This window comes from Providencia sp., from assembly GCF_052096715.1.
GTDB lineage: Bacteria > Pseudomonadota > Gammaproteobacteria > Enterobacterales > Enterobacteriaceae > Providencia.
The window spans coordinates 83,138-104,456 of record NZ_JBQDNB010000014.1 but is presented as its reverse complement, the minus strand read 5'-3'; the positions used below and the strand labels follow the sequence as shown (position 1 = coordinate 104,456).

General features: G+C 38.5%; 24 protein-coding genes and 2 pseudogenes. 17 read left to right on the top strand and 9 right to left on the bottom strand.

The window, feature by feature from the left end; all coding sequences use genetic code 11:
- Positions 1-111: 111 nt before the first annotated feature.
- The 3 genes and pseudogenes from ACTH6U_RS12545 to ACTH6U_RS12535 all read right to left on the bottom strand — a co-directional run.
- Positions 112-957, bottom strand: a pseudogene (locus ACTH6U_RS12545) (IS30 family transposase); the annotation flags it as partial.
- Positions 958-1,150: 193 nt separating this feature from the next.
- Entirely contained in the window at positions 1,151-1,279 is a 129-nt protein-coding gene (locus ACTH6U_RS12540) for a transposase (protein WP_441832320.1), read from the bottom strand.
- Positions 1,280-1,421: 142 nt separating this feature from the next.
- Entirely contained in the window at positions 1,422-2,615 is a 1,194-nt protein-coding gene (locus ACTH6U_RS12535) for a tyrosine-type recombinase/integrase (protein ID WP_441832319.1), read from the bottom strand.
- 350 nt (positions 2,616-2,965) lie between these two features.
- Between ACTH6U_RS12535 and ACTH6U_RS12530 the strand changes: the two are divergent.
- Together ACTH6U_RS12530 and ACTH6U_RS12525 are read left to right on the top strand one after the other, a co-directional pair.
- Positions 2,966-3,151: pseudogene (locus ACTH6U_RS12530) on the top strand (Arm DNA-binding domain-containing protein); the annotation flags it as partial.
- A gap of 41 nt (positions 3,152-3,192) precedes the next feature.
- Entirely contained in the window at positions 3,193-3,432 is a 240-nt protein-coding gene (locus ACTH6U_RS12525) for a hypothetical protein (protein WP_441832318.1), read from the top strand.
- Between the two features lie 257 nt (positions 3,433-3,689).
- Here ACTH6U_RS12525 and ACTH6U_RS12520 read toward each other — a convergent pair whose 3' ends face one another.
- Positions 3,690-3,911, bottom strand: coding sequence for a hypothetical protein (locus ACTH6U_RS12520; protein WP_441832317.1), 222 nt, complete (start codon positions 3,909-3,911; stop codon positions 3,690-3,692).
- Between the two features lie 105 nt (positions 3,912-4,016).
- Between ACTH6U_RS12520 and ACTH6U_RS12515 the strand changes: the two genes are divergently transcribed.
- Both ACTH6U_RS12515 and ACTH6U_RS12510 read left to right on the top strand, forming a co-directional pair.
- The gene (locus ACTH6U_RS12515; RefSeq protein WP_441832316.1) at positions 4,017-4,259 is read left to right on the top strand and encodes a MafI family immunity protein; all 243 of its coding nucleotides are present in this window, start codon (positions 4,017-4,019) and stop codon (positions 4,257-4,259) included.
- Between the two features lie 311 nt (positions 4,260-4,570).
- Positions 4,571-4,858 carry a hypothetical protein gene (locus tag ACTH6U_RS12510; protein WP_441832315.1) on the top strand — a complete coding sequence of 96 codons (288 nt, stop codon included), beginning with the start codon at positions 4,571-4,573 and terminating at the stop codon, positions 4,856-4,858.
- A gap of 23 nt (positions 4,859-4,881) precedes the next feature.
- Here the strand turns inward: ACTH6U_RS12510 and ACTH6U_RS12505 are convergent, their stop codons facing one another.
- Positions 4,882-5,526, bottom strand: coding sequence for a hypothetical protein (locus tag ACTH6U_RS12505; RefSeq protein ID WP_441832314.1), 645 nt, complete (start codon positions 5,524-5,526; stop codon positions 4,882-4,884).
- 211 nt (positions 5,527-5,737) lie between these two features.
- The gene (locus ACTH6U_RS12500) at positions 5,738-6,622 is read right to left on the bottom strand and encodes a LysR family transcriptional regulator (RefSeq protein ID WP_441832313.1); all 885 of its coding nucleotides are present in this window, start codon (positions 6,620-6,622) and stop codon (positions 5,738-5,740) included.
- A gap of 104 nt (positions 6,623-6,726) precedes the next feature.
- On the opposite strand from ACTH6U_RS12500, the gene eamB reads away from it, so the two are divergent.
- Positions 6,727-7,314, top strand: coding sequence for a cysteine/O-acetylserine transporter (gene eamB, locus ACTH6U_RS12495; protein ID WP_441832312.1), 588 nt, complete (start codon positions 6,727-6,729; stop codon positions 7,312-7,314).
- Positions 7,315-7,669: 355 nt separating this feature from the next.
- Here the strand turns inward: eamB and ACTH6U_RS12490 are convergent, their stop codons facing one another.
- Positions 7,670-8,047, bottom strand: coding sequence for a nitrogen fixation protein NifS (locus tag ACTH6U_RS12490; RefSeq protein WP_441832311.1), 378 nt, complete (start codon positions 8,045-8,047; stop codon positions 7,670-7,672).
- Between the two features lie 317 nt (positions 8,048-8,364).
- On the opposite strand from ACTH6U_RS12490, the gene ACTH6U_RS12485 reads away from it, so the two are divergent.
- Positions 8,365-9,123, top strand: coding sequence for a YnfC family lipoprotein (locus ACTH6U_RS12485; RefSeq protein WP_441832310.1), 759 nt, complete (start codon positions 8,365-8,367; stop codon positions 9,121-9,123).
- Between the two features lie 195 nt (positions 9,124-9,318).
- On the opposite strand, the gene ACTH6U_RS12480 is transcribed toward ACTH6U_RS12485, so the two are convergent.
- Positions 9,319-10,392 (bottom strand): tetratricopeptide repeat protein, encoded by a 1,074-nt coding sequence (locus ACTH6U_RS12480; RefSeq protein ID WP_441832309.1) that lies wholly within the window; start codon positions 10,390-10,392, stop codon positions 9,319-9,321.
- Between the two features lie 15 nt (positions 10,393-10,407).
- Positions 10,408-11,604: an FKBP-type peptidyl-prolyl cis-trans isomerase N-terminal domain-containing protein gene (locus ACTH6U_RS12475; protein ID WP_294107282.1), complete on the bottom strand. Its 1,197-nt coding sequence runs from the start codon at positions 11,602-11,604 to the stop codon at positions 10,408-10,410.
- A gap of 645 nt (positions 11,605-12,249) precedes the next feature.
- On the opposite strand from ACTH6U_RS12475, the gene ACTH6U_RS12470 reads away from it, so the two are divergent.
- The 11 genes from ACTH6U_RS12470 to ACTH6U_RS12420 all read left to right on the top strand — a co-directional run bounded on the left by ACTH6U_RS12470 (position 12,250) and on the right by ACTH6U_RS12420 (position 21,076).
- A complete protein-coding gene (locus ACTH6U_RS12470; protein ID WP_441832308.1) occupies positions 12,250-12,609 on the top strand; it encodes a helix-turn-helix domain-containing protein in 360 nt (119 codons plus the stop codon).
- A gap of 183 nt (positions 12,610-12,792) precedes the next feature.
- Positions 12,793-13,317: a fimbrial protein gene (locus ACTH6U_RS12465; protein WP_441832307.1), complete on the top strand. Its 525-nt coding sequence runs from the start codon at positions 12,793-12,795 to the stop codon at positions 13,315-13,317.
- A gap of 46 nt (positions 13,318-13,363) precedes the next feature.
- Positions 13,364-13,924 carry a fimbrial protein gene (locus ACTH6U_RS12460; protein WP_441828962.1) on the top strand — a complete coding sequence of 187 codons (561 nt, stop codon included), beginning with the start codon at positions 13,364-13,366 and terminating at the stop codon, positions 13,922-13,924.
- A 38-nt stretch (positions 13,925-13,962) separates the two neighbouring features.
- Complete coding sequence (locus tag ACTH6U_RS12455) at positions 13,963-16,515, top strand: outer membrane usher protein (RefSeq protein WP_441832306.1); 2,553 nt, start codon at positions 13,963-13,965, stop codon at positions 16,513-16,515.
- Positions 16,516-16,617: 102 nt separating this feature from the next.
- Positions 16,618-17,358, top strand: coding sequence for a fimbria/pilus periplasmic chaperone (locus tag ACTH6U_RS12450; protein ID WP_294107277.1), 741 nt, complete (start codon positions 16,618-16,620; stop codon positions 17,356-17,358).
- 44 nt (positions 17,359-17,402) lie between these two features.
- Positions 17,403-18,035: a fimbrial protein gene (locus tag ACTH6U_RS12445; protein ID WP_441828960.1), complete on the top strand. Its 633-nt coding sequence runs from the start codon at positions 17,403-17,405 to the stop codon at positions 18,033-18,035.
- Positions 18,036-18,045: 10 nt separating this feature from the next.
- Positions 18,046-18,603 carry a fimbrial protein gene (locus tag ACTH6U_RS12440; RefSeq protein WP_294349702.1) on the top strand — a complete coding sequence of 186 codons (558 nt, stop codon included), beginning with the start codon at positions 18,046-18,048 and terminating at the stop codon, positions 18,601-18,603.
- A complete protein-coding gene (locus ACTH6U_RS12435; RefSeq protein WP_441832305.1) occupies positions 18,603-19,136 on the top strand; it encodes a fimbrial protein in 534 nt (177 codons plus the stop codon). Before ACTH6U_RS12440 ends, ACTH6U_RS12435 begins: the two co-directional genes overlap by 1 nt.
- Before the next feature lie 10 nt (positions 19,137-19,146).
- Complete coding sequence (locus ACTH6U_RS12430) at positions 19,147-19,695, top strand: fimbrial protein (protein WP_441832304.1); 549 nt, start codon at positions 19,147-19,149, stop codon at positions 19,693-19,695.
- A 44-nt stretch (positions 19,696-19,739) separates the two neighbouring features.
- Positions 19,740-20,093, top strand: coding sequence for a reverse transcriptase domain-containing protein (locus ACTH6U_RS12425; RefSeq protein WP_441832303.1), 354 nt, complete (start codon positions 19,740-19,742; stop codon positions 20,091-20,093).
- A gap of 74 nt (positions 20,094-20,167) precedes the next feature.
- Positions 20,168-21,076 carry a hypothetical protein gene (locus ACTH6U_RS12420; RefSeq protein WP_441832302.1) on the top strand — a complete coding sequence of 303 codons (909 nt, stop codon included), beginning with the start codon at positions 20,168-20,170 and terminating at the stop codon, positions 21,074-21,076.
- The last annotated feature ends 243 nt before the right edge of the window (positions 21,077-21,319 follow it).

Genomic DNA, 21,319 nt, shown 5'->3' with positions numbered 1-21,319 from the left:
TTTATTGTGATAAATATAAGTTATTTAATTAAAAAGTATCCAATCACTTGTTTATACTTAAATATCTCTCATGTCAATCCAAGCTGTATGACTATAAACTTGATAAACGAATAAGCTCAGAAATTTATCTGTAAGAGCCTGATTCACTGATAAAGCATCTTTACCTCTGAGTTTCAGGATAATAGTATAACGCGATTTTCGGTCCACAAGTGTAGCTATATGAGAGTTTTTTGTGCCCGATACTAAATCGCCTTCCCAATGTCCCAGGGAGCGTCTGTTATCGATATGCCGAGAGCGTTCATGGATTGGCGTTCCGTTCACTATATTGATAGTGCCTCTTTCACCTTTGCGGGTATGCCGTCTGCCATGACGGAGGCTGTGTGATCGGCGTAAATGCTGTACATTCAGGTGGTATAATGCTTCACGACTACGAAAGTACAGTGTCTTATAAATTGTCTCAGGTGATATTCGCAGTGTTTTCTGACGTGGTTTGGTTCTCCTTAGCCATCCGGATATTTGCTCCGGAGACCACTTCATCTCTAGCTTTTCCAGAACAATATTTTGCAACGGTATATTCTGATCCAGTAAGCACGATTTTGGCCTTTTAGCCATCCTGTTAGCCCGGTTATTAGCATCAACGGCTTTGTAATAGCGCCTGCCACGATTACGCTGAATTTCACGTGATATCGTCGAAGGGCTACGGTTCAGTGCAGTAGCGATCGCACGAATGCTCATTTTGGCAGGCAGACCGGCCCGTATTTCCTCTCGTTCAGGCAGTGTCAGGTGAGCAACAGCCGGCTTGCGCTCATTAGGTTTTATGCCGCCAGTATCTCTTAACATTGTGAAGATAGTTCCTGGTTTTGAACCCAGAATATTAGCTATCTCACTGAAGCCTTTATCGTTCTTCCATAATTCAAAAACAGATGCTTTTTCCTCAGCCGTAAATGTCCGTCTCATTCAATAATCCTCCGCAACTACATGTTTTCACATAACTGTTGCATTGACCAATTGAATCTACAGTAGCCTTTTTTAGAATTTCGTTTTCCATTTCAAGGCGTTGTATTTTTTTATTCATCTCACGAAGTTCAATCTGCTCGGGTGTAAGCGGAAGTCCCGTCGGTGTTTTACCTTGTCGCTCTAATCGCAGTTTTTAAACCCATCGATTAAGTGCGGTAAGACTAACGCCCATTGCCTGTACGGCTTTAGCCATTGAGTAATGATGGTCAACTACCATTTTAGTGGCTTCGAGTTTAAACTCTGCTGAATATTGCTTAGCCATGTGCTCACCTGGATGTTATTGAGGTAAGAATATCACCTCTAGTCAGGTGGCCAAATTAACTATGCCACTTCATACAGTCCATGCCTTCTATTGTTAATAAGAGATAAAAAAAGCTACTAGCCAATATGGCTAGCTCTTAAGTTTAAGGCAATAGATAATCAGCCCATGCTTGCATCATAGGGCGTCGCAGATCTAATAAGTCTGTTCGGTGATAAGCTGCTTCCACTTTATTTTTCACTGTATGAGCGAGTGCTCTTTCAGCTAAATCCCGAGAATAGCCATGCTCAGAGCACCAATCCCGGAAAGTTGAACGAAAGCCGTGTGCTGTTGCAACGCGATTAGGATTATCGCTAGGTGCTTTCGTACGCCGTAAGAATGCAGTGAGTACCATGTCAGAAAGGACAACTTGTTTTCTGGGGGAAGGAAAAACCAATTCATCATGTAGCCCTTTTAAGCTATGGAGTAGCGATATAGCTTGATCCGATAAGGGAACTCGATGTTGTATACCGGCTTTCATTCTTTCGGCTGGAACAGTCCAAATACGTTGTTTAAAATCAATTTCTCCCCATCGCATGGCTCTAGCTTCTCCAGAACGTGAGGCTGTGAGTATTACAAATAAGAGTAAGGTTCGAGTGATATTGTATCGTTCATCAGTGGATACACAGGTTGCAATATAAAGAGGTAGCGATTTCCATGGCATTGCAGGTTGATGCTCTGTACGGACATTAATGCTGATTTGTTGTGGTAATAAATGAGCGACCACATCGACAGGGTTAGCAGAACAATAACTATGTGCCCATGCCCATTGCATAACCGCATGGATACGTTGTTTGACGCGAGAGGCGGTTTCGGAGCGAGTTAACCAGATAGGACGTAATGTGTCCGCTATATCAGCGGGTGCAATGGTATCTAATGTCATTGAGCCGATAAATGGAAATACATATTGTTCAAGTGTAGTAATCCATTGTTTACCGTGTTTTTCATTTTTCCAGCCAGGAAGTAATTCAGTATGAAGTTTACGAGCAGCATCTTCAAAAGAAGGGATTGATGGCTTCTCAGAAATTGATTTTTTGAACTCAAGGGGATCAATACCTTTGATTATTTGCTCTCTCATTGTTGAAGCAATATTTGATGCTTCTGAAATTGTGATTTCAGGGTAACTACCTAAACCCGCATTTCGACGTTTTTGTGTTACTGGGCTCATATAGCGAAGTACCCACTTTCCTCTTCCTTTTGTTGATGATGGATGTAGAGTGAGGCCCGTGATACCGCCATGAGGTAATGGTTTATCCCCAGGTTGTATATTCTTAGCTTTGGTATTGGTTAATAAAGCCATGGTGAATTTGTCCTAAAGTTTGGGTATGCCATCTGGTATGCCATTTTTGTTAGGCTTTGTATGGAATTCATTATACGGATTTGGATTTGTATTTAAATAATCTATTGATATAAAGACACTAATTGAATAACCTTGGATGGGGTTGGATTTATGTTTAGCGGACTCCTCCTCCGCCATCTTCACTTCCAATCAAGTCTACTAAAGTCTCCTAACCTCAGTTAAACCAAGCATTCCAGCAAAATCTCACTCTACCAAAGTCTACTAACATCTTTCTAAATCTCTACAATTTGTTGTATAGTTTTTTGTATAGAAATTCCCTCTACAATTTTCCTATACAATATTGGTGATTTATGAAGCTAACAGACATGGCAATCAAGCGTGCCAAGCCAAAAGAAAAATCATACACGCTGGCGGACGGTAACGGGCTATCTTTGTTAGTTGAAACTAACGGTTCCAAAGGCTGGAGTTATCGCTATCAATTCGCTGGTAAAACCAAAATGATACACGATGGGAAAAGGGGCAGTCTGGGAACCCATCAGGCAGGCTAAGTAAAGGCGCTGAGATAAGGCGTAATCTAATGGAAATGACCCCGCAAGCAATTAAATCAATTCTTGCCGGCATTGAAATCGGTGATGCTGCTTGTCTAAAGATATGGGCTGACCGTTGCTACCCAGTTTCTAAATCCACTATTCAACCTATCGAATTCCTTTGTGACACCACAGACCTATCAAGCGCAGCGTTGAGCGTTGTATCGGCTATCAGTCAAGGGCTGGTGCCGCCAGATGTAGGAACCGTGATTTTAAAAGGTATTTGCTGATGCTTCTAAGATTATCGAGGTTGAGAGCTTGCAGCGTGAAGTTGAGGCACTGAAAGAAGTTATGGAAGAGATTAAAAATGGCCATGCGTAATTCGATTAGAAAGCTAAAACGGCAGATTGAAACGGCAGCACCGAAGATTCGCAATATTATGGAGCCAATACCGTCAGATAGCAGGAAAGAACAGGAGAGCTAACTGATTGATTTTATCGATGCCGTCACTTTGGCTTATTACTAGTAATGCTGTAATAGCGGCATATCAAAGTTGTTCAAAATAGCTAAAAGCTTCCATTAACTCACTTTCATTTTTCGGCTCATTCAAGTCTATACCTGTCGCTTCCATTGTAATTTTAAATAATTCCTCTCGTGTTATACCAAGTCTAGCCGAAACATGATTAGCGCAGCTTCTAGCATGGGATGCTCTTTGGTTTAATGGTAGTTCAGAGTTAAGGGCTTTTGACCTTGAGCTATTGTGTGACATAAATTAACCCTAATAAATTCAACATTAGTTATTGTAGCATTAAGAGGCTCTGAAATCGGAGGTTCGTCACTGGCTGGCTAAATTTAAAAGAAAGAACGAATAAAAATGAAAACTAACAAAAAAATAATTGAATTAGGTGAAAAGCTCAAAGATAGGTTGCCACTAGAAAGGGTAAAGTTCGCAGTTGAATATATTAATTACAATGAAAGTCCTTTAGCTTTAGAAACATTGCGTGATTACATCGAGGAGTATGACGTGACAATTACACATGATGAACATGACCAACTCATTGAAATAGCAAAAGAGCTAAACATTCAGTTAGATACAAAAGACATAATTGTAAAATAAACGCGTTGTATAAAGTCTTTATAAGGCGCCTATAGATACGGGTTATCTCGTAGGTAGTTTTCGCATTGTAAGGTCATTTAATGATGGGGGTAGAGGCATAAAAAACCCCGAGAAGAATCGGGGGAGGAAATAGAGCCCAGAACAAACTTTTGCTATTATGTTATATCATTACGTATAGTTCAATGCATAAATGAATTATAAGGGAGAATTAACTTGTTATATTTTGGTGGCAATTTAGAATTATTTTCTAATAGAATTTATCATGAATAGTATGAAATTCTAATGAATGGGTATGCGTTGATGATATGAAGATGAATAAGCCAGAAGTGAGAAAAGAAAAATCAATCAGGATCACTACATCAGGAACGGTAATAAAAGCTCCTGAGCGAGTTAAAACAGCTACAGGTAAAGTTATGGTCACAATGACTATTCAGGCTGAGAGTGACAAGCGTAGCCCGTACCCATTAAAGGTAGTGGCATTCGATATTAACGCGCTGGAGTTTATGACCTGCCAGAAAGGAAACAAAGTAACTGCTACAGGTCGTTATGAATGGTTTAATGGTTATCAGCTAACAGGGGCGCAGATTATACCAACTTAGTAGGTTAAACAATCACAGTCATTTTATACTGCCTTAGTATAATCCCATGCAAAGAAACCAGCTTCCTGAAATGCAGAATCTTTCATCGATTGCTTTCTGGTTTTCATATAATTTGGAGGTGGGCAGAGTACATTTTTCATCCAATAGCCAATTTCGTATTCTTTGAAAATTTCAAATAATTTACTATTTTCTGTATTAATTAGTTCGGGTATCGAGTAATAAATGAATTCACCGATTGAATTTTCAATCCAACCTTCTACGGACTGGTTATCTTCCAAGGGAGAGCAATGCAAAGAGCTTTTGGCATTATTAACAAATTCATGAGTCTGAAGCATAGACCAACCACAAAACTCCAAATCCGCTTTTAAATAATAAATATCTGTCATGGCATTAATTGCTTCTTGAGGAATGTTTAAGGCGACATCAGGGAAATAATGTTCAAATCTTTCAAGTGCTAAAAATAAATATCCTGCAGCGAGCGATGGTAAATTATGAAGGACTAGTGCTGGATGCTCCCCTGAGCCACCACCAAGGACTAAGGTATCCGGAGCGCATGAAAAATCTGGCTCCCTCCATCCTTCAGCACTAACAATATCTAACGGGTGATAAATTGGTAACCCATTAAAATATCCAAGTAACTCGTGACGAAATGTATCGATGTAACTCATGAATCCCTAATCCCTCTTAGCTTAATGATCAAGTTTTATATCAATATAGGTGCTACATTGACTCAAAAGTTGTAAGCATAACATTGTTGGGTTTTCCAGCATTGTTATTATATTTTAACTAACCCTCTTAAAGATGACCAGTTCAACTAACCCGAAAATATCGGGGTAGCTCGAATAAGTTCACCAGCCTAACCATCCTATTTTGTTCAACTCATTCTTCTATTGGGAAACATTCTTTTACACACTCCATGAAAACCTTCATGGCTGGGCTTATTACTTTTTTTGAGTGATGAGCACATAATGCCGTTATTCTTAAAAATGGGTCGTTAAAGGGCAATTCTTTTAGTTCACCAGAGCGCAACTCGTTTTCAACAGTGAAATATGGCAAATATGAGATACCTAGATTACTAGATACGCAACGTTTAATACTCTCAATACTCCATAATTCTATAGTGTTTTCAAGGGTAATGTTACGCTGTCGCATTGTGGTTTCAAACAATTGTCGAAAAATACACTGGGGTTCATTGATAACAAAGCTAACAGGTAAATGCTGGTTAGGAGATATAAAATCCATTTCACCAAGATTGGGAGAAGCGACAAGAACTAAGCGGTGAGAGCCTAAATCTTCCATAGTTAAAGCGCTATCATTTCCGACACGGTAAAAAATACCCAAATCAGCCTCATCAGCCAACAAAGCATCACGGATAACATAGCAATTTAATGATTGTAAGGATAAGCGAACTTTCGGGGCTTGTTGTTTAAAGCGCTCTAAAATAACAGGCATTTTATATGCTAATAATGTTTCCCCTGTTACAACCCGTAAATCACCATTTGGCTCAGCATTATGTTGTGCTGTTTGGCGAATACAATCCATTACACGAATAAGTTCATACACATGAGGTAGTATATTTTTGCCTTCAGTGGTTAAGGTTACTTGTCGCCCAATTTTTTCAAACAGCTTGGTTGATAATTCTTGTTCAAGCTGTTGAATATGAAATGTAATAGTTGATTGAGTGCAAAAAAGTTTACGTGAGGCTCGAATAAAAGAACCTTCCTCAACGATAGTTTTAAATGTAATGAGTCGACGCAAGTCCATATCACCAGCCTAATATCAATCGAAAATATCGAATTCATAGTATCAAAACATTCAATTTTTTAAAGTTAATAAATGCGCTAGAGTCATTTTTTAGGAGAAAGTTGATGATAGCAATGCTTATAAGTTCATTTTTAACATACACATTAATAACAGCGTTTACACCAGGACCTAACAATATCCTTGCAATGAGTTCGGTTACTCAATATGGATTTCGTCGAAGTATTAGTGTTTTATCGGGAATGAGTTTGGGTTTTTTTGTAATTATGGTTTTATGCGCAGTTTTTACATTATCTTTAGTAACAGTTCTGCCAATCTTTATGGGGTGGCTAAAGTGGATTGGCGCTGCCTATATTTTATGGCTGGCATGGAAAATCGCTAAAAGCCAAACGTCAACATCTAAAGCAGAGGTTAAGCCTATCAGTTTTTGGATGAGTTTTTGGCTACAGTTTGTCAATGTGAAAATTATTTTGTATGGAATAACAGCAATTTCAACATTCGCATTACCATATTCTAATAATATATTGGTTATTTTTGGCATGAGTATTATTTTGTCTGTGATTGGCATCGCTGGAAATCTAGCATGGGCACTTGCAGGACATTACTTGCAAATTGTTTTTTCCAAGCATGGCAAAGTGATTAATTACATACTTAGTGTCTTGCTTGTTTATTGTGCAATTAAGATTGTAATTTAAAGGATAGTTTTTTATCGAATAAAAAATTTACAGGGATGTAGATTTTGAATTTTTCATTATTTGCAATAAGATCATCAATTGATGATATTTATGCAATTGAAATATTTCATTGAGCCAAGAAAAAAACAGGCATCAAAAACAGCCTAGCAATGATCTTAGTTGTATAGAAATTTGTATAGAATGAAAGTTGAAATTTAAATAATCATTTAATATCAATGTAGTGAATGCCATGTATGGTTCTCTCCCCCCTGTATCAATTCTGAACGTTGTTCAATTATAAGTAAATCTAAACTCAAAAAAATCAAAACCTAATCGATTTAGATAGTGTTAAGTTAAGGCTAGGCATGTGTTGATTTTATTGCCTATTATCTAGCTTTACTATCTTGCTTATAACAGCTGTAGTGACATTATTGGCATATTCTATTGTGCTGAGGTAGATAATATTATTTTTATCAAACCCTGTTTCATTAAATTGGTACTTTAGACCAGGGACACAAACGAGAAGATCTGCATTTTGGGAAATCAGTTTTTCTATATCTGACTCTGTGTCATCACAGTAAGCTTTCCAATCCAAATTTTTTACATCTATCTCTTTTTGTAACGCTGATAAATAGTTATCAACTGTATTACCTGAGAGATATCTGGCTACAATACTCGAGCCGTTTACCCATGGATACGTTACTCGTCCAAGAGTAGGACTTGGGTTATGAATTAGAAATATTTTTTTTCCCATTAAAGATCCTTAATGATTTTAGTTGTATATGTTAAAACGTAAAAATTTTTTTATTATCAATCAGATAGTGCTGTATTATGGCTTTAATTAAGATTAATTATTTTAATTATATCTCTTATAGTTTTTTAATCCCCAAAATATCGAAAAATAATGGGGGGTTAAAATAAAATGCTAATCTATCTTAATTTTTTGCCATCTATTTTTGTTTGAATAAATTTCTGATTTTTAGAAGAAAATTACTCGTATTTGTAATAAGCTAATACGATGATTATTAAAATAAATCACAGTATATGAGTTGTTTTGAGGTATGAAATTAAATGGGTAATCAATATTTATTGCCAATTATACAATTAACTATTTTTTTTATATCTTTTGAATCTTTGGCATTTCAAAAGCAAGAGTATAATCCTGTTGTCTTTAATATGGCACAACTATATGATTTTAATCCAGTTAAAGGGAATGTTAAAGAAGTTAAAGCTGTTGTTTATAATGAAGATAATTCGATTAACTATGAGTCATTATTAACTATTGGGCGTGATGGCTGTGTAGAGAGCTTTACCTTAAATCAAAAACAAGATGAGTATCTTAGTCGATTGAATAATCATCTTGTTGTTAAAAGAGTCAAGAATAAACTAGTTGGTACCGATACCTCTGGTCCTATCGAAATGACTATAGGTAATAACTGTATGATATTATCCAGAAAAGATATTAATGGTGAGTTGATTTATCAATATAATAAAGATGGGATTATCATTGGTTCAGTGCTTGCTGATACCAAGGAAAAGTTTAGCGAAAACAATTACAACGAGTTTAAACTGCCAACAACGATAAAATATTATAAAGATAATAAAGTCATTTCTGAAACCATAATGACTTATGGGAAAGATATGCAAAAACCATTTGATTTCTTTATGGAAATATTGGTTCTAGGGCAGGTTATTCTGCAAGTGGATTCTAAATGTAGCTATGATAATCAGAATATTGCGTATAAATGTAATTTTGTTTTAACCTTGAACTCAGAAGGTAAGAACATCAAATTGTTAAAAAATAGCACCACAGAAGCATTGTTTTATTAATAACATTGTTTCATTAATAATAAATACTGTTTTGAATTGATTATTGTTTATCTTAATGCATTGTAAAATAATGTTTTTTATTGATTTAGTAATCGAAGTCGTACGGTTTTGGTTACAGGATTATAGCCAAAACCATACTGATAAAGGTTTAAAATCATTTTTTATTTGAGGCGTGTCTAATGCGATTAGAAATGCCTAATGGGACACACTTGGAGTATGGATAACGCTTTCTTCCGGAGTCCCAATGAATAGTGGTTGGGAATCTGATTGCAAAGCAAGACAAGCTTGCTGCAAACTATTATCACAAGCTAATTGAAAATAATAGCGTATAGCATGTGGCGATGCATTTTTGATTTCACCTTTTAGCATTAACCAGCCAAGGTTATATTGTGCATAAGGATTACCTTGCTCCGCTGAAAGCATAAACCATTTTTGTGCTTGTTCTATTGAAATGGGGACATCATCACCTTGATAATAGATTAACCCAAGATTAAGTTGGGCATCGCTATCACCTAATTCAGCTGCTCGAATAAAGTAATTAAGTGCTTTTTCTTTATCTATTTTACCTGCCTTACCTTGCCAATAAAACCAACCTAAATTATTAAGTGCGTAAGCATTGTCTTGATCTGCCGAGGCTTGATACCATTTTAATGCTTCATTAAGTTCAGGTTGCCCGCTCGCTCCATTTTCATATAACCAACCAAGCATATTTTGTGCTGATGCATGGCCTTGTTCGGCTGCCATTTTAAACCATTTTATGGCAGATAGTTGCGAAGCTTGGTTGCTGTCACTTTCCTCCATATATAACCAACCTAACTGATGTTGGGCATCGGGCTCACCTTGTTCAGCAGCAAGACTGAGCCAGTGTAATGCTTGACTACGCGATTTTTCAACACCTTGGCCTTTTTCATAAATTAAGCCTAATTGGTACTGTGCAGGTAAATTTCCTCGCATTGCAGCTTTTTTGAACCAATAAATGGCTTTTTGCCATGATTGATTAACACCTAATCCTGATTCATATAATGCGGCTAAATAAAGTTGGGCTTCCATATTGTCTTGCTCTGCCGCTTTCTGAAAATATTCGGCCGCTTGTACATAATTAGGCGGATTTGCATTGTAATAGGATAATCCTGCGTCAAACTCTGTGGTGGCATTAATTGAGTTTGAAACTGTATTGGTTGTATGTGGTTTATTGTCATCTGAATTGTCGCCACAACTCGTGGTCATCAATATACTGACTATCGTTATGACTAATAGGGAAATTCTCATTATTGTTTCCTAATATTAAAGAGCAGGTGCTGGTTTTATATCTGCAATACGTAATGTGTACATAATTGATGCTCCTGGTGGTACTTTGGGTGGGTAGCCCTCATCGCCATAGGCTAATTCAGGCGGAACGATAAAGGTGATTTCGCCATGATTTTGCAAATGACTAATGGCAGATTGGAAAAGGGGAGGATAGTTATCTAATGGCAGTGTGAGCGATTTATCTTGTAAATCCATATCATTGACGATAGTTCCATCTAATAGTGATTCTTTAACGACAATACTGACCATATCGGTAGCTTGAATTTTTCCCTGCCCGGTATAGTTCACTTTGTAGGAATAGCCTAATGGATCTGACTCCACACCTTTTTGTTTCGACCAATTCGCCATAAATGCTTTTGTAATTGGTGCTTGTTGATCTTTTTTGGCATTACGATTTTTTGTTATAGCAGAATCAGCTGCAATTAATGCTGTATGCAATTCGGTGGGTGAAAGTAATGTACGGCCTTCAATTGCATCGGTGATACCGGCTAAATAGGCTTTTTTGTCCATATCTTGTCCAAAAGATTGATTCTCTTTGTGGATAGTCATTGCATCTTGTCCTATAGCGATACCTGCCGCATAAGCTTGTTTTAGGGCTTCATCACTTTTTAGTTGCTCAAGAGGCACTAACTGCTGCGTGGCTACAGCTTGTTCCAATGCTAATTTTTGTGCCTTCTCAGCATTTTCAATTCGTTGACTTAATAATTTGATATTGTTATTCAAATTAAGATTTTCATTTTTTGATTTATTTAATGATTCTTCTATTTGTGATTTTAAAGATTCTTGTTCTTTTAATTTTAATTGTACGCTTTGCTTGTTTAATAAAACTAATAAGTTGTCATTAACTCGATTTATTTTAGCTTGTAGAATTTCTTTTTCTTGTTGTTGGAAACGAGCCTTATACATTTTTTCATTGATAGTGAGTGCTTGAATTTGTTTATTTAGCATTTTCAATTTTACTTGTGGCAGTTGAATTCCACTTTGTTCTTCATTGTAAGGCTGATTTTTTTCTATTCCTTGCTTTAGTTTTTTTTGTTCATATTCATTAGCAAATTCTAATAATCCTGGAAGTTGATTCTCATTAGTAAATGATAATGATGGGAAGAGTAGTGTTGAAAATAATATTGAAGTATAAATTGAAGCTCTAATATTAGGGTGGTTAATTTTAGTCATAATGGAATCTCGAAAATTCGTTAGTGTTATTCATTTAATGATGTATTTTATTGAACAGTAGTTTAATGACGATAATGTTAGTAGTTAAAATATAACTGTATCAGGATATAAACTAAAAAATAAATATTCAATAAAAATAAAAATCTCATCTTATTTTATTCAAAATAATAACGGGGATTACAATAATATTAGAGTTATTACAAAATATTATATCTAAATATGAAGTAATGATTTGTTTGGAATTAATTATAACATAATGATTTTATTATGATTAATTGATTTTGAGTATGCGTTGTTGTTATGAATTTAATACGTACTATTACTTAATGTATTAAAAAGTATTAATTTAAGTATAAAATATCAACTTAGAGGTCATTTTATGATGTTATTGGGTTTTAATTCTAGTCATATTTGTATGTTCATAATGGGAGTCTTGAGGCTCCTGAATTAAAGTGATTTAATTTCATTAATTACTCGTGTTAAGGGTATTTTATTTTGATTAATAACTGCTTGATAGCTATTGCCTTGCTTGATTTTAATTAGAAGCTAACGTAAATTTCTTCCCAACAGAGCAATGCATAAAACATTTTCTTGCAGGCAGCCTTTAATGAAGAAGTTGGTTGTATCTGAAGTAAGGAGCCTAATATGATAGTAGAACAAGAAGTATCGAAAAGTATTTTTATGATAGCCGTAGGGAAAGAGATTTTCCGCTTAAGGAAGAAGCGCGGATTAAGTGGTAAACAATTAGCTGAAAGATTAAATATATCTCAACAACAAGTGTCTAGATATGAAAGAGGTGTCTGTAATATAAATGTAGATACACTCTTTGTTATATTACATGAGTTGGATTGTAGTTTGAGTGGTTTTTTTAGTTCAGTCTACCTTAATGTTAATAATGTAGAGAAAGAGATTGGTACTCATTGTATTAATTTATTCTTACCTCCAGTTCCGTATTATCATGGTGAGAATGCTTTTTCAGTAAAGATGAGTAAGTTAGTCGGTTGATTTTCTATTAATAGCTATTAATTTGTTTTAATTTTTTAACTGAGAATAAAGAAAATACTTTCTTTTCTCAGAAGGTATTCTATTTATTTTTATTTATTAAAAATAAATATTCATTAATTATTTAACCAAGTGGATTAATTAAAATCCACCCTATTTTAACGTTCATCGTAAGGCGTAACCAATATGAAAAAGATTATTTTAGCAACTTTGATTTCTGGCGCAATGAGTGCATCTGCTTTAGCTGCTGACGCAGGTACAGGTACAGTCACTTTTAACGGTTCAATCATTGAAGCTCCATGTTCAATCGCTCCAGGTGAAGAGAACCAAACTGTTGAATTAGGTCAAGTTTCTAACGTGACTTTAGAAAAAGGTGGCGAGTCTTCAGCTCAACCTTTCTCTATCCAATTAGAAGGCTGCAACCTAGAAAATAATAATCAAGTGACTATTACTTTTGCTGGTACTGAAGCAACTGATGGCCAAGCAGCAAAAACTGGCTTACTGCAAATCACAGGTGATGCATCTGGCGCAGCAGTGAAAATCATGAACTCTTCTAGCGCACAAATTGAAGTTAACGCTGGTAGCACTCAAAACTACGTTCAAGGTAGCAATGAACTGAAATTCCAAGCGGCACTTAAAGGTCTAGCGGGAGCTACAGTTGTTCCAGGTAACTTCTCAGCAGTCACTAACTTTACCTTAGCATACAACTAATTTTTAGATATTAGCGTATGTGTGTCATGAAGTGCTTAGGCACTTCATGACTGATTCAGTAATGGAGGTGACTGTGAAGCGAATTGGACAATTAAAGCTAGCATTATTATCAATCAGTGCACTGTGGCTAATGCCTGCACAAGCTGCTCCTGGCGAAATTTGGGGCAAAGTGAGTATGCAAGGAAGCATCGTTGATACCGCTTGTGCTATCGATACTGGTTCTTATGAGCAATCTATTGATATGGGTATTTTGCCAATTGGTTTGTTACGCCAAGTTGGACATGGACCAGTTCAACCTTTTTCGATCGCCTTAATTGGTTGCAAACTCACCCCACATGATGGCGACAATTGGCAAACCTTTTCGGTGACTTTTGATGGCCCAGCAAATGGCGAATGGTTCACCGTTTCTGGCGCGGCAAAAGGCGTCGCATTGTCATTACAAGATGCATCAGGACAAACAGTACAACCTGGATTGGCCACATCAAAACAAGATATCAAACCCGGAGACCATGTTCTTAATTATGGGTTAAGACTCGTTTCAGATGAAACCCCACTACGTCCAGGGGAATACCAAACAGCAATTCGTTTCAAGCTGGATTATTACTAATAAAAATGCTGATTTTTTCCTGATACTGACCTTTAGGGATGTTACTTATGTCTTTGTTTAATGCTTACTCACCAAAACCACGTTTACTCAGTGTGGTCATTGCGCTCACCTTTCATGGTGTAGCACTGCCTGTTTTTGCGGCAGAAGCAATTCAATTTAATACCGATGTATTAGATTTAGAAGACAAAAGTAACATTGATTTAAATCAGTTTGCGCGTGCAGGTCACATTATGCCGGGTACTTATTCATTAACGCTGAAAGTTAATGATGAGCAGCTACCTGAAATTAAGGTTCCTTTTTATGCTCCAGAAAATGATCCAGAAGGGAGCGCAGCTTGTTTATCGCCTGAATATATGAACCAGTTAGCGCTGACTTCATCCTCACTGAAAGATTTAACTTGGTGGCATGACGGGGAGTGTTTAAATCCTGAAAGCTTACCGGGGATGCAGATCCGTGGTGATTTAGCGACTTCATCTTTGTACGTCAGTATTCCACAAGCTTATATGGAATATACCGCACCTAACTGGGATCCACCGTCGCGTTGGGATGATGGTGTTCCAGCAATTCTGGCTGACTATAACATTAACGGAAATGTGAATAATTCATACCGTAAAGGTGGGAATGATAGCTACCAAGCGAATGGTAACGGTGTTGTGGGTGTGAACGCCGGAGCATGGCGCTTACGTGCTGATTGGCAAGGGCGTTTAAGTCACATGAATGGCATCAACGCGTCAACACAAAAAGATTTCCAGTGGAACCGTTTTTATGCTTACCGTGCGGTGCCAACATTGCGTGCCAAGTTAACGCTGGGTGAAGATTACCTCGAATCAAATATGTTCGACAGTTTCCGTTTTACGGGAGCAAGCTTGCGTTCGGATAATAATATGATGCCGCCAAGTTTACGAGGCTATGCGCCTGAAGTAACAGGTATTGCTAAAACGAATGCAACGGTAACTGTTAGCCAGCAAGGGCGCGTTCTGTATGAAACCCAAGTTGCTCCGGGACCATTTAGAATTCAAGACTTAAGTGATGCGATTAGCGGCAAGTTAGATGTGGTTGTTAAAGAAGAAGATGGTTCGGTTCAAGAGTTCCAAGTAGACACGGCTAACCTACCTTATCTAACGCGCCCGGGCCAAATTCAATATAAATTGGCATTAGGTCAACCTACTGATTATGAACGCCATAGCCAAGGGGATAACTTCTTAACTGGCGAATTTTCTTGGGGTATTAATAACGGTTGGTCACTGTTTGGCGGAAGCTTAAATAGCCAAGACTATAATGCGCTTTCTATGGGTATCGGTCGTGACTTGCTCGCCTTTGGTGCTATTTCATTCGATGCAACGCAATCTTTTGCGCGTTTGCCGGGTGAAAACAGAGTCAGTGGTGGTTCATACCGCGTTAACTACTCAAAACGTTTTGAGCAATACGATAGCCAAGTACAGTTCGCCGGTTATCGCTTCTCTGAGCGTGACTTTATGTCCATGTCAGATTACTTGAATGCGAAACAAACTGGGCAGCGTTATGGCGGTAGTAAAGAGCTATACACCATTTCACTGAATAAAAATTTCCGTGATGCCGGCATGTCATTGTATGTGAATTATAACCACCAAACTTATTGGGATCGCCCAAATAATGACTACTACAGTGTGATGCTGTCGAAGTACATGGATATTGGTTCGCTTAAAAACGTCAGCGTCAATTTATCGGCGAATCGCAGTGTATATAACGGTGTGAACGATGATAGCGCTTATTTATCGCTGTCATTCCCATGGGGTAATAGCGGAAGCATCGGTTATTCATTGAATGCGAGTCGCAATGATACCACTAACCGTGCCACTTATTATGACCGTATTGATGACCGTACAACATACCAAGTGAGTGCGGGAAGCAGCCGCTACGGTGCATCTTCCAGTGCCTTTATTAACCATCAAGCGGATATTGCTCGTGTCAGTGCGAACGCAAGTTATCAACATGGTCAATACAGTGCCTTTGGTTTATCGGCTTCGGGCGGTTTCACCATGACTGGCGAGGGCGGTGGATTCCACCGTGTTAATAGCATGGGCGGTACACGTATGGTTGTTGATACAGACGGTGTTGCAGGTGTACCAATCAAAGGCTTTGGTGCGCCAGTTGAGTCAAATATGTTTGGTAAAGCGGTTGTCGGTGATGTGAACAGCTATTACCGCAGTAAGGCGCAAATTGATTTGAATGCCTTGCCAGATAACGTCGATGCACAGCAGTCAGTGGTACAAGCCACCATGACAGAAGGTGCTGTAGGTTTCCGTCGTTTTGAAGTGGTTTCGGGGCAAAAAGCCATGACTGTATTGAGCTTAACGGATGGGACTCATCCACCATTTGGTGCTCAAGTGAAGAATATGAAAGATCAAAATACCGGGATCGTCGGTGATGCAGGTAATGCCTACATCAGTGGTATTAATCCGGGGGATGCAATGACCGTGACATGGGGTGAAAACAAGGCTTGTAAAGTGATGTTCCCGGCACAGTTAGGTTCTCTTGAACAAGCGTTATTACTACCGTGTATTCCTGTGATAAGTGTGAGCTCACAGCCACAACAGATTACTCAACGTTAAGCAATATTAACAAATTATTTTGAATATAAAGAGGTTGCTCGGTACTGCATCCGAGCAACCACAACAGGTTATTAAATAGGTCACTAAATAGGTTACGACAGCATGAAAAAGATAACTCAACGCAGTATTGTTGCAGGGCTAACTAGCCTAATTCTGTACTCTTATGCTGCACAAGCTGCAGTTTCTATGGACCGTACACGTGTCGTTTTTGAGGGTGGACAAAAATCCATCTCGCTTAATATTTCAAATAATAACAAGCAATTGCCTTATTTAGCTCAGGGTTGGATGGAAAACGCCGAAGGTGAAAAAATTAATTCACCCTTAGTTGTGTTGCCACCTGTTCAACGTTTAGAGCCGGGCAAATCAAGCCAAGTCAAAATTGAGGCATTACCAGCTGCCAACATGTTACCGAACGACCGTGAAAGTCTGTTCTACTTTAATTTGCGTGAAATTCCACCAAAAAGTGACAAGCCAAATACATTGCAGATTGCATTGCAAACGCGAGTGAAATTGTTTTATCGCCCAAAAGCCATTATTCCTGAAAAGAATACGGCTCCAGCACAAGATAAATTAACGCTGGAAAAGCAGGGTGAAACCGTGATGTTAAAAAACCCGACGCCATACTATGTCACCATTATTAATGCAGGTGCGACAGCAAAAGCGGACGCCAAAGAATTTAACCCAATCATGGTAGCGCCGTTTGCGAGTGAAAACTTGGGAGTGAGTGCGAGCAAGTTGGGTAATTCACCAGTAATCACTTATATCAATGATTATGGCGGTCGCCCAGAGCTGAATTTCCGTTGTCAGGCATCGAGCTGTCAGGTTGTTCCTGAAACCAAATAATACATTATCTTAGGCCTGTCGGCATGAATGGAAAGGAGAGAACCATGACTCAACAAAAACTGACCCAGCAGCTACGCAATAGCTTTTTAGTTTGTTTGCTTGCGGGTATGAGTAGCGCATCGGCATTTGCACAAGATGACAATCGTGCTTTGTACCGTCCTAGTGATAACTGGAATGTTGATGGCCAACACGGTGTGTTGAATGTATCGGGTTCATTAACTGAAAGTCCATGCCGATTGGCAATGACCTCTAGTTACCAATCGGTGCTATTGGGTAATACAGAAACAGCAGAGTTAAGCCGCACAGGCGGACAGGGACGTCCAATTCCGTTTCAAATTGAATTGTTAGATTGTTTAGAAACATCCACATCATTAGAGAATATTAGAACAGGACAAACCGCTTGGAGCTCGACACAGCCTGCGGTAAAAGTGCGCTTTTTAGCGCCAACAGTACCTTTCATGCCTAATTACGCAAAGGTTAATGGTGCCGCAGGAATTGGTTTGGCATTGAGTAATAGTAAAGGTCAGCCACTGCCACTCGGGGAAGATAGTAACCCAGTATTGTTAGCATCAGGACAAGATAAACTGACCTATTACGTGACTCCGGTAAGAACTTCTGGCCCATTGGAGCCGGGTGCTTATTCTGCACTCATCGCTTTTGAAATGATTTACGAGTAATAAGGGGCAGATGATGAAGTCGTTAATCAAACCAATTATAGCGAAAAGCCCAGCTCGGCGAATGGTTTCAACCCTGATTGCCAGTAGTTTATTACTGGCAAGTGGGCAAAGTTTTGCTGAGGTTTTTACTATTCAAGTCAAAGTGACAGTAGTGGAAAAAACCTGTGATATTTATGGCCCAGCGCCAGGCGCACCAGTTTCGGTTGTATTCCCTGATTTGATTATTAATCAAATCGATGGTGGCTCATACGGAGAAACCCCAATTAATTACAATATTAATTGTGAAGATGCGGCAGATAACCCAGCAATTAAAATTCAGTTTACGGGAGTAGATGCCATGTCTGTTCCTAATAGTACCTTTAAAGTAGCCGGTAAATTAAAAACGACTGATAACAATTTAGCCATTCAGATTAATGCGAATGGTCAGCAGTTAAAGCTTAATAATTGGTTTCCTTTTAGATATGCCAGTAAGCCTACATTAACGGCGGTTGCTGTACCGAGCGATGTCGGCGGGATACGCGGTGGTGAGTTTACTGCATCAGGCACTTTGAGTGTGGAGTATCAATAATGTCGATGACAAATAAATATAGAGGTTTGGCGCTAGGTCTTATCGGTAGCGCAGCATTATTGAGTTACAACCCATCAAAGGCGGTTGAGGTAAATTTTTCAGGCAACTTAATTGAAAACCCACCTTGTGATGTTGCTGGGCCTGATGGAGCTAATCAGCCAATTAAAGTGCAGTTTGGTGAAATTGGTATTACTAAAGTTGATGGTGTTAATTATCAACAAGATTTTACCTTAACGCTGAGTTGTGGCCCTGATTTAGGTAATGCGGTTGCCTTATATCTTCAGTATATGAGCCCATTTGTGGCCTCTTATGATGCAAAAGCACTGAGAACGAATATCAATGGATTAGGGATTCGTCTTTACCACAACGGTGTCGTTATCGGACCTAATACAGGGACAAAGATGACTATGTCGAGTAACGGAACGGCGACCTTACCTCTCTACGCCGTACCTATTCGTGATCCAAACCCTGCGACTATTTTGCGTGAAGGTGATTTTACGGTTACCGCGACAGTGCAAATGCTGTACCCCTAAGGAGATCATAATGAAAAAGCATTATTTAATGAGTGGCTTTATTTTAGCCTTAGTGGGGACATTACCTTCTATTAGCTGGGCTGATAGCAGTAATACGATTCAATATAGTGGTAAATTAATTGCATTGCCTTGCACGGTAAACCCGGGCTCTGAAAATGGATATGTGTATTTTGGTGAGAATATTAATTCTAAAGACCTCTATACAGGGCAACGTGGTGCTTATAGTGACCAAGAGTTTGAATTCTATTTAGATGATTGCGATACCTCTTTGGGGAATACCATTTCAGCTAAGTTTAGTGGAAATGCTACGGCAGATGGTCTATTGAAATTTAATCCTGACAGTGAAGCTTCTGGTGTGGTGATTGGTTTAGAAACCATGAGCGGGGCGGCATTACCCATTAACAATGCACAGGTTGAGCCGGTATATCCGATTAAAGATGGCGATATGGTGATTAAGCTACGTGCTTATTTGAAAGCGGATCAAAACGCGATGGAAAATAAAACCATTAAACCAGGTTGGTTTAGCGCTACGCTAACTTATACCTTGATGTATCAGTGAATTATGGGTGAAGTTTGGCGACGTAGCTTATCAGTGGTTGTGCATTGAGTCCACTAATAGGAGGTAGTTATTTATTTTCTATGGATGAGACACTAAGTGAATGTCGAGGCATTTTTTATGAAAGATATATGGATGATTTCTTATTATTATCGCCCACGCGCTGGCCCTTAAAACGTTCAATTGCAGTATTACAAGATTTTTTGGCGCGAGACGGCTTTATCTGTCATCCCGATAAGACTCAAATGGGTCGAGTTGAGAAAGGGTTTGATTGGTTAGGGCAATGGTTTACGTCAACAGAAATAACACGTTCACCACGTTCATTAGCACGTGCGAAAGAACGACAAATTGAAAAAGAAAAACGCTTGCGGCTTTATGGGCAGACTATCTATTACCCTTAATAAATACAGGAGTAAGGAAGTGCAAACGTAAAGTATTATTTATTATCTCATAATCTTGGTGACTTAGGGTTAATATGAAAAACATGACAATTGGTACGCTCCTGCTATCCCTTTATAGCCCTATCGTTCTTTGCTATGACGGTCTGTCGATTTCTGGCCTCCGTGATGGTACACGTTTGGATTCTGCAAACAAGCCATACCGGGTCGTGTATGAGTGGTACGGGGTCTCGTCGAACGGCCTTCCTCTCGTTGAAATGACTCCTTCTGTTGCTGAAAACGTCGCAAAACTCGGCGGGGTCAATCGTTGCACCGTCTCTTTCGCTCTATCTTCTAATGGTTCCTACTCATCTGCTGATCCTGTCCTCGTGTCAAAACCCGCCGGTATGACATCCCAATTCATTGACTATTTATCAGGTATAAGACGAACGAACTACTCGTTCGATCGTAACACCGATTGTATAACTGCTGTGAACCAACTTGGTGTTACTTATGGCTTTTTTAGTAGTGATGTGAAAAATGAAATGAATAACGGTGGAACCATCGGCGGGAATTCATGCATCGAAGTTGATAACCTGCTGGTCGAATCCGAAAAACAATGGGCTGAAACTCTGCGCGGATGCCTGAACGGTGCCCCTATAAAGCCTGTCTCCTGCACTATTGATAGCCCGATGGTTCTGGATTATGGTATAATACGAAATTCCGAGTTGAATGCATCGCGTCTGGATAAAACGATAAATATATCCTGTTTAGATGCGCAAAATACTGTACTGTTCGCTGTGAATCCAACCCCAGTTGAAATGAGTTCTAAATTATCTGTTAAACCTGAATTATGTATCGGTACATCTTGTGACACAATGAAAACCGTCACTTTCAAAGGTTCGACTTCCCTTAACCTGCGTACGACGCTTCACTCCGACGATAAAAATCCTCCTGAAGCGGGAGTATATCAAGCTTACATAATATTGTCTGCTCAATATTATTAATGTCATATGACAATTTTGACATCATTTATTATGATAGTTGAATGTCTAAATATGATATTCCTAACTGATATCTCAGATCAATCATGACACCTGTAATGTTTGATCTGAGCCCCCTATAATTATTCCCGAATTTAGAAACTCCTCTGTAGCTGACCTTGGCAACCATATATATTATGAAAATAGATATCAAGAAAACGTAAGGTTATGGTCTAATATAAGATAAGAGGCTTTGAGCATTAATAA

Bases quoted from the DNA above. Each gene is read 5' to 3' on its own strand.
- ACTH6U_RS12540 (WP_441832320.1), bottom strand. From the start codon at position 1,279: ATGGCTAAGCAATATTCAGCAGAGTTTAAACTCGAAGCCACTAAAATG.
- ACTH6U_RS12535 (WP_441832319.1), bottom strand. From the start codon at position 2,615: ATGGCTTTATTAACCAATACCAAAGCTAAGAATATACAACCTGGGGAT.
- ACTH6U_RS12525 (WP_441832318.1), top strand. From the start codon at position 3,193: ATGGAAATGACCCCGCAAGCAATTAAATCAATTCTTGCCGGCATTGAA.
- ACTH6U_RS12520 (WP_441832317.1), bottom strand. From the start codon at position 3,911: ATGTCACACAATAGCTCAAGGTCAAAAGCCCTTAACTCTGAACTACCA.
- ACTH6U_RS12515 (WP_441832316.1), top strand. From the start codon at position 4,017: ATGAAAACTAACAAAAAAATAATTGAATTAGGTGAAAAGCTCAAAGAT.
- ACTH6U_RS12510 (WP_441832315.1), top strand. From the start codon at position 4,571: ATGAATAAGCCAGAAGTGAGAAAAGAAAAATCAATCAGGATCACTACA.
- ACTH6U_RS12505 (WP_441832314.1), bottom strand. From the start codon at position 5,526: ATGAGTTACATCGATACATTTCGTCACGAGTTACTTGGATATTTTAAT.
- ACTH6U_RS12500 (WP_441832313.1), bottom strand. From the start codon at position 6,622: ATGGACTTGCGTCGACTCATTACATTTAAAACTATCGTTGAGGAAGGT.
- eamB (WP_441832312.1), top strand. From the start codon at position 6,727: ATGATAGCAATGCTTATAAGTTCATTTTTAACATACACATTAATAACA.
- ACTH6U_RS12490 (WP_441832311.1), bottom strand. From the start codon at position 8,047: ATGGGAAAAAAAATATTTCTAATTCATAACCCAAGTCCTACTCTTGGA.
- ACTH6U_RS12485 (WP_441832310.1), top strand. From the start codon at position 8,365: ATGGGTAATCAATATTTATTGCCAATTATACAATTAACTATTTTTTTT.
- ACTH6U_RS12480 (WP_441832309.1), bottom strand. From the start codon at position 10,392: ATGAGAATTTCCCTATTAGTCATAACGATAGTCAGTATATTGATGACC.
- ACTH6U_RS12475 (WP_294107282.1), bottom strand. From the start codon at position 11,604: ATGACTAAAATTAACCACCCTAATATTAGAGCTTCAATTTATACTTCA.
- ACTH6U_RS12470 (WP_441832308.1), top strand. From the start codon at position 12,250: ATGATAGTAGAACAAGAAGTATCGAAAAGTATTTTTATGATAGCCGTA.
- ACTH6U_RS12465 (WP_441832307.1), top strand. From the start codon at position 12,793: ATGAAAAAGATTATTTTAGCAACTTTGATTTCTGGCGCAATGAGTGCA.
- ACTH6U_RS12460 (WP_441828962.1), top strand. From the start codon at position 13,364: ATGACTGATTCAGTAATGGAGGTGACTGTGAAGCGAATTGGACAATTA.
- ACTH6U_RS12455 (WP_441832306.1), top strand. From the start codon at position 13,963: ATGTTACTTATGTCTTTGTTTAATGCTTACTCACCAAAACCACGTTTA.
- ACTH6U_RS12450 (WP_294107277.1), top strand. From the start codon at position 16,618: ATGAAAAAGATAACTCAACGCAGTATTGTTGCAGGGCTAACTAGCCTA.
- ACTH6U_RS12445 (WP_441828960.1), top strand. From the start codon at position 17,403: ATGACTCAACAAAAACTGACCCAGCAGCTACGCAATAGCTTTTTAGTT.
- ACTH6U_RS12440 (WP_294349702.1), top strand. From the start codon at position 18,046: ATGATGAAGTCGTTAATCAAACCAATTATAGCGAAAAGCCCAGCTCGG.
- ACTH6U_RS12435 (WP_441832305.1), top strand. From the start codon at position 18,603: ATGTCGATGACAAATAAATATAGAGGTTTGGCGCTAGGTCTTATCGGT.
- ACTH6U_RS12430 (WP_441832304.1), top strand. From the start codon at position 19,147: ATGAAAAAGCATTATTTAATGAGTGGCTTTATTTTAGCCTTAGTGGGG.
- ACTH6U_RS12420 (WP_441832302.1), top strand. From the start codon at position 20,168: ATGAAAAACATGACAATTGGTACGCTCCTGCTATCCCTTTATAGCCCT.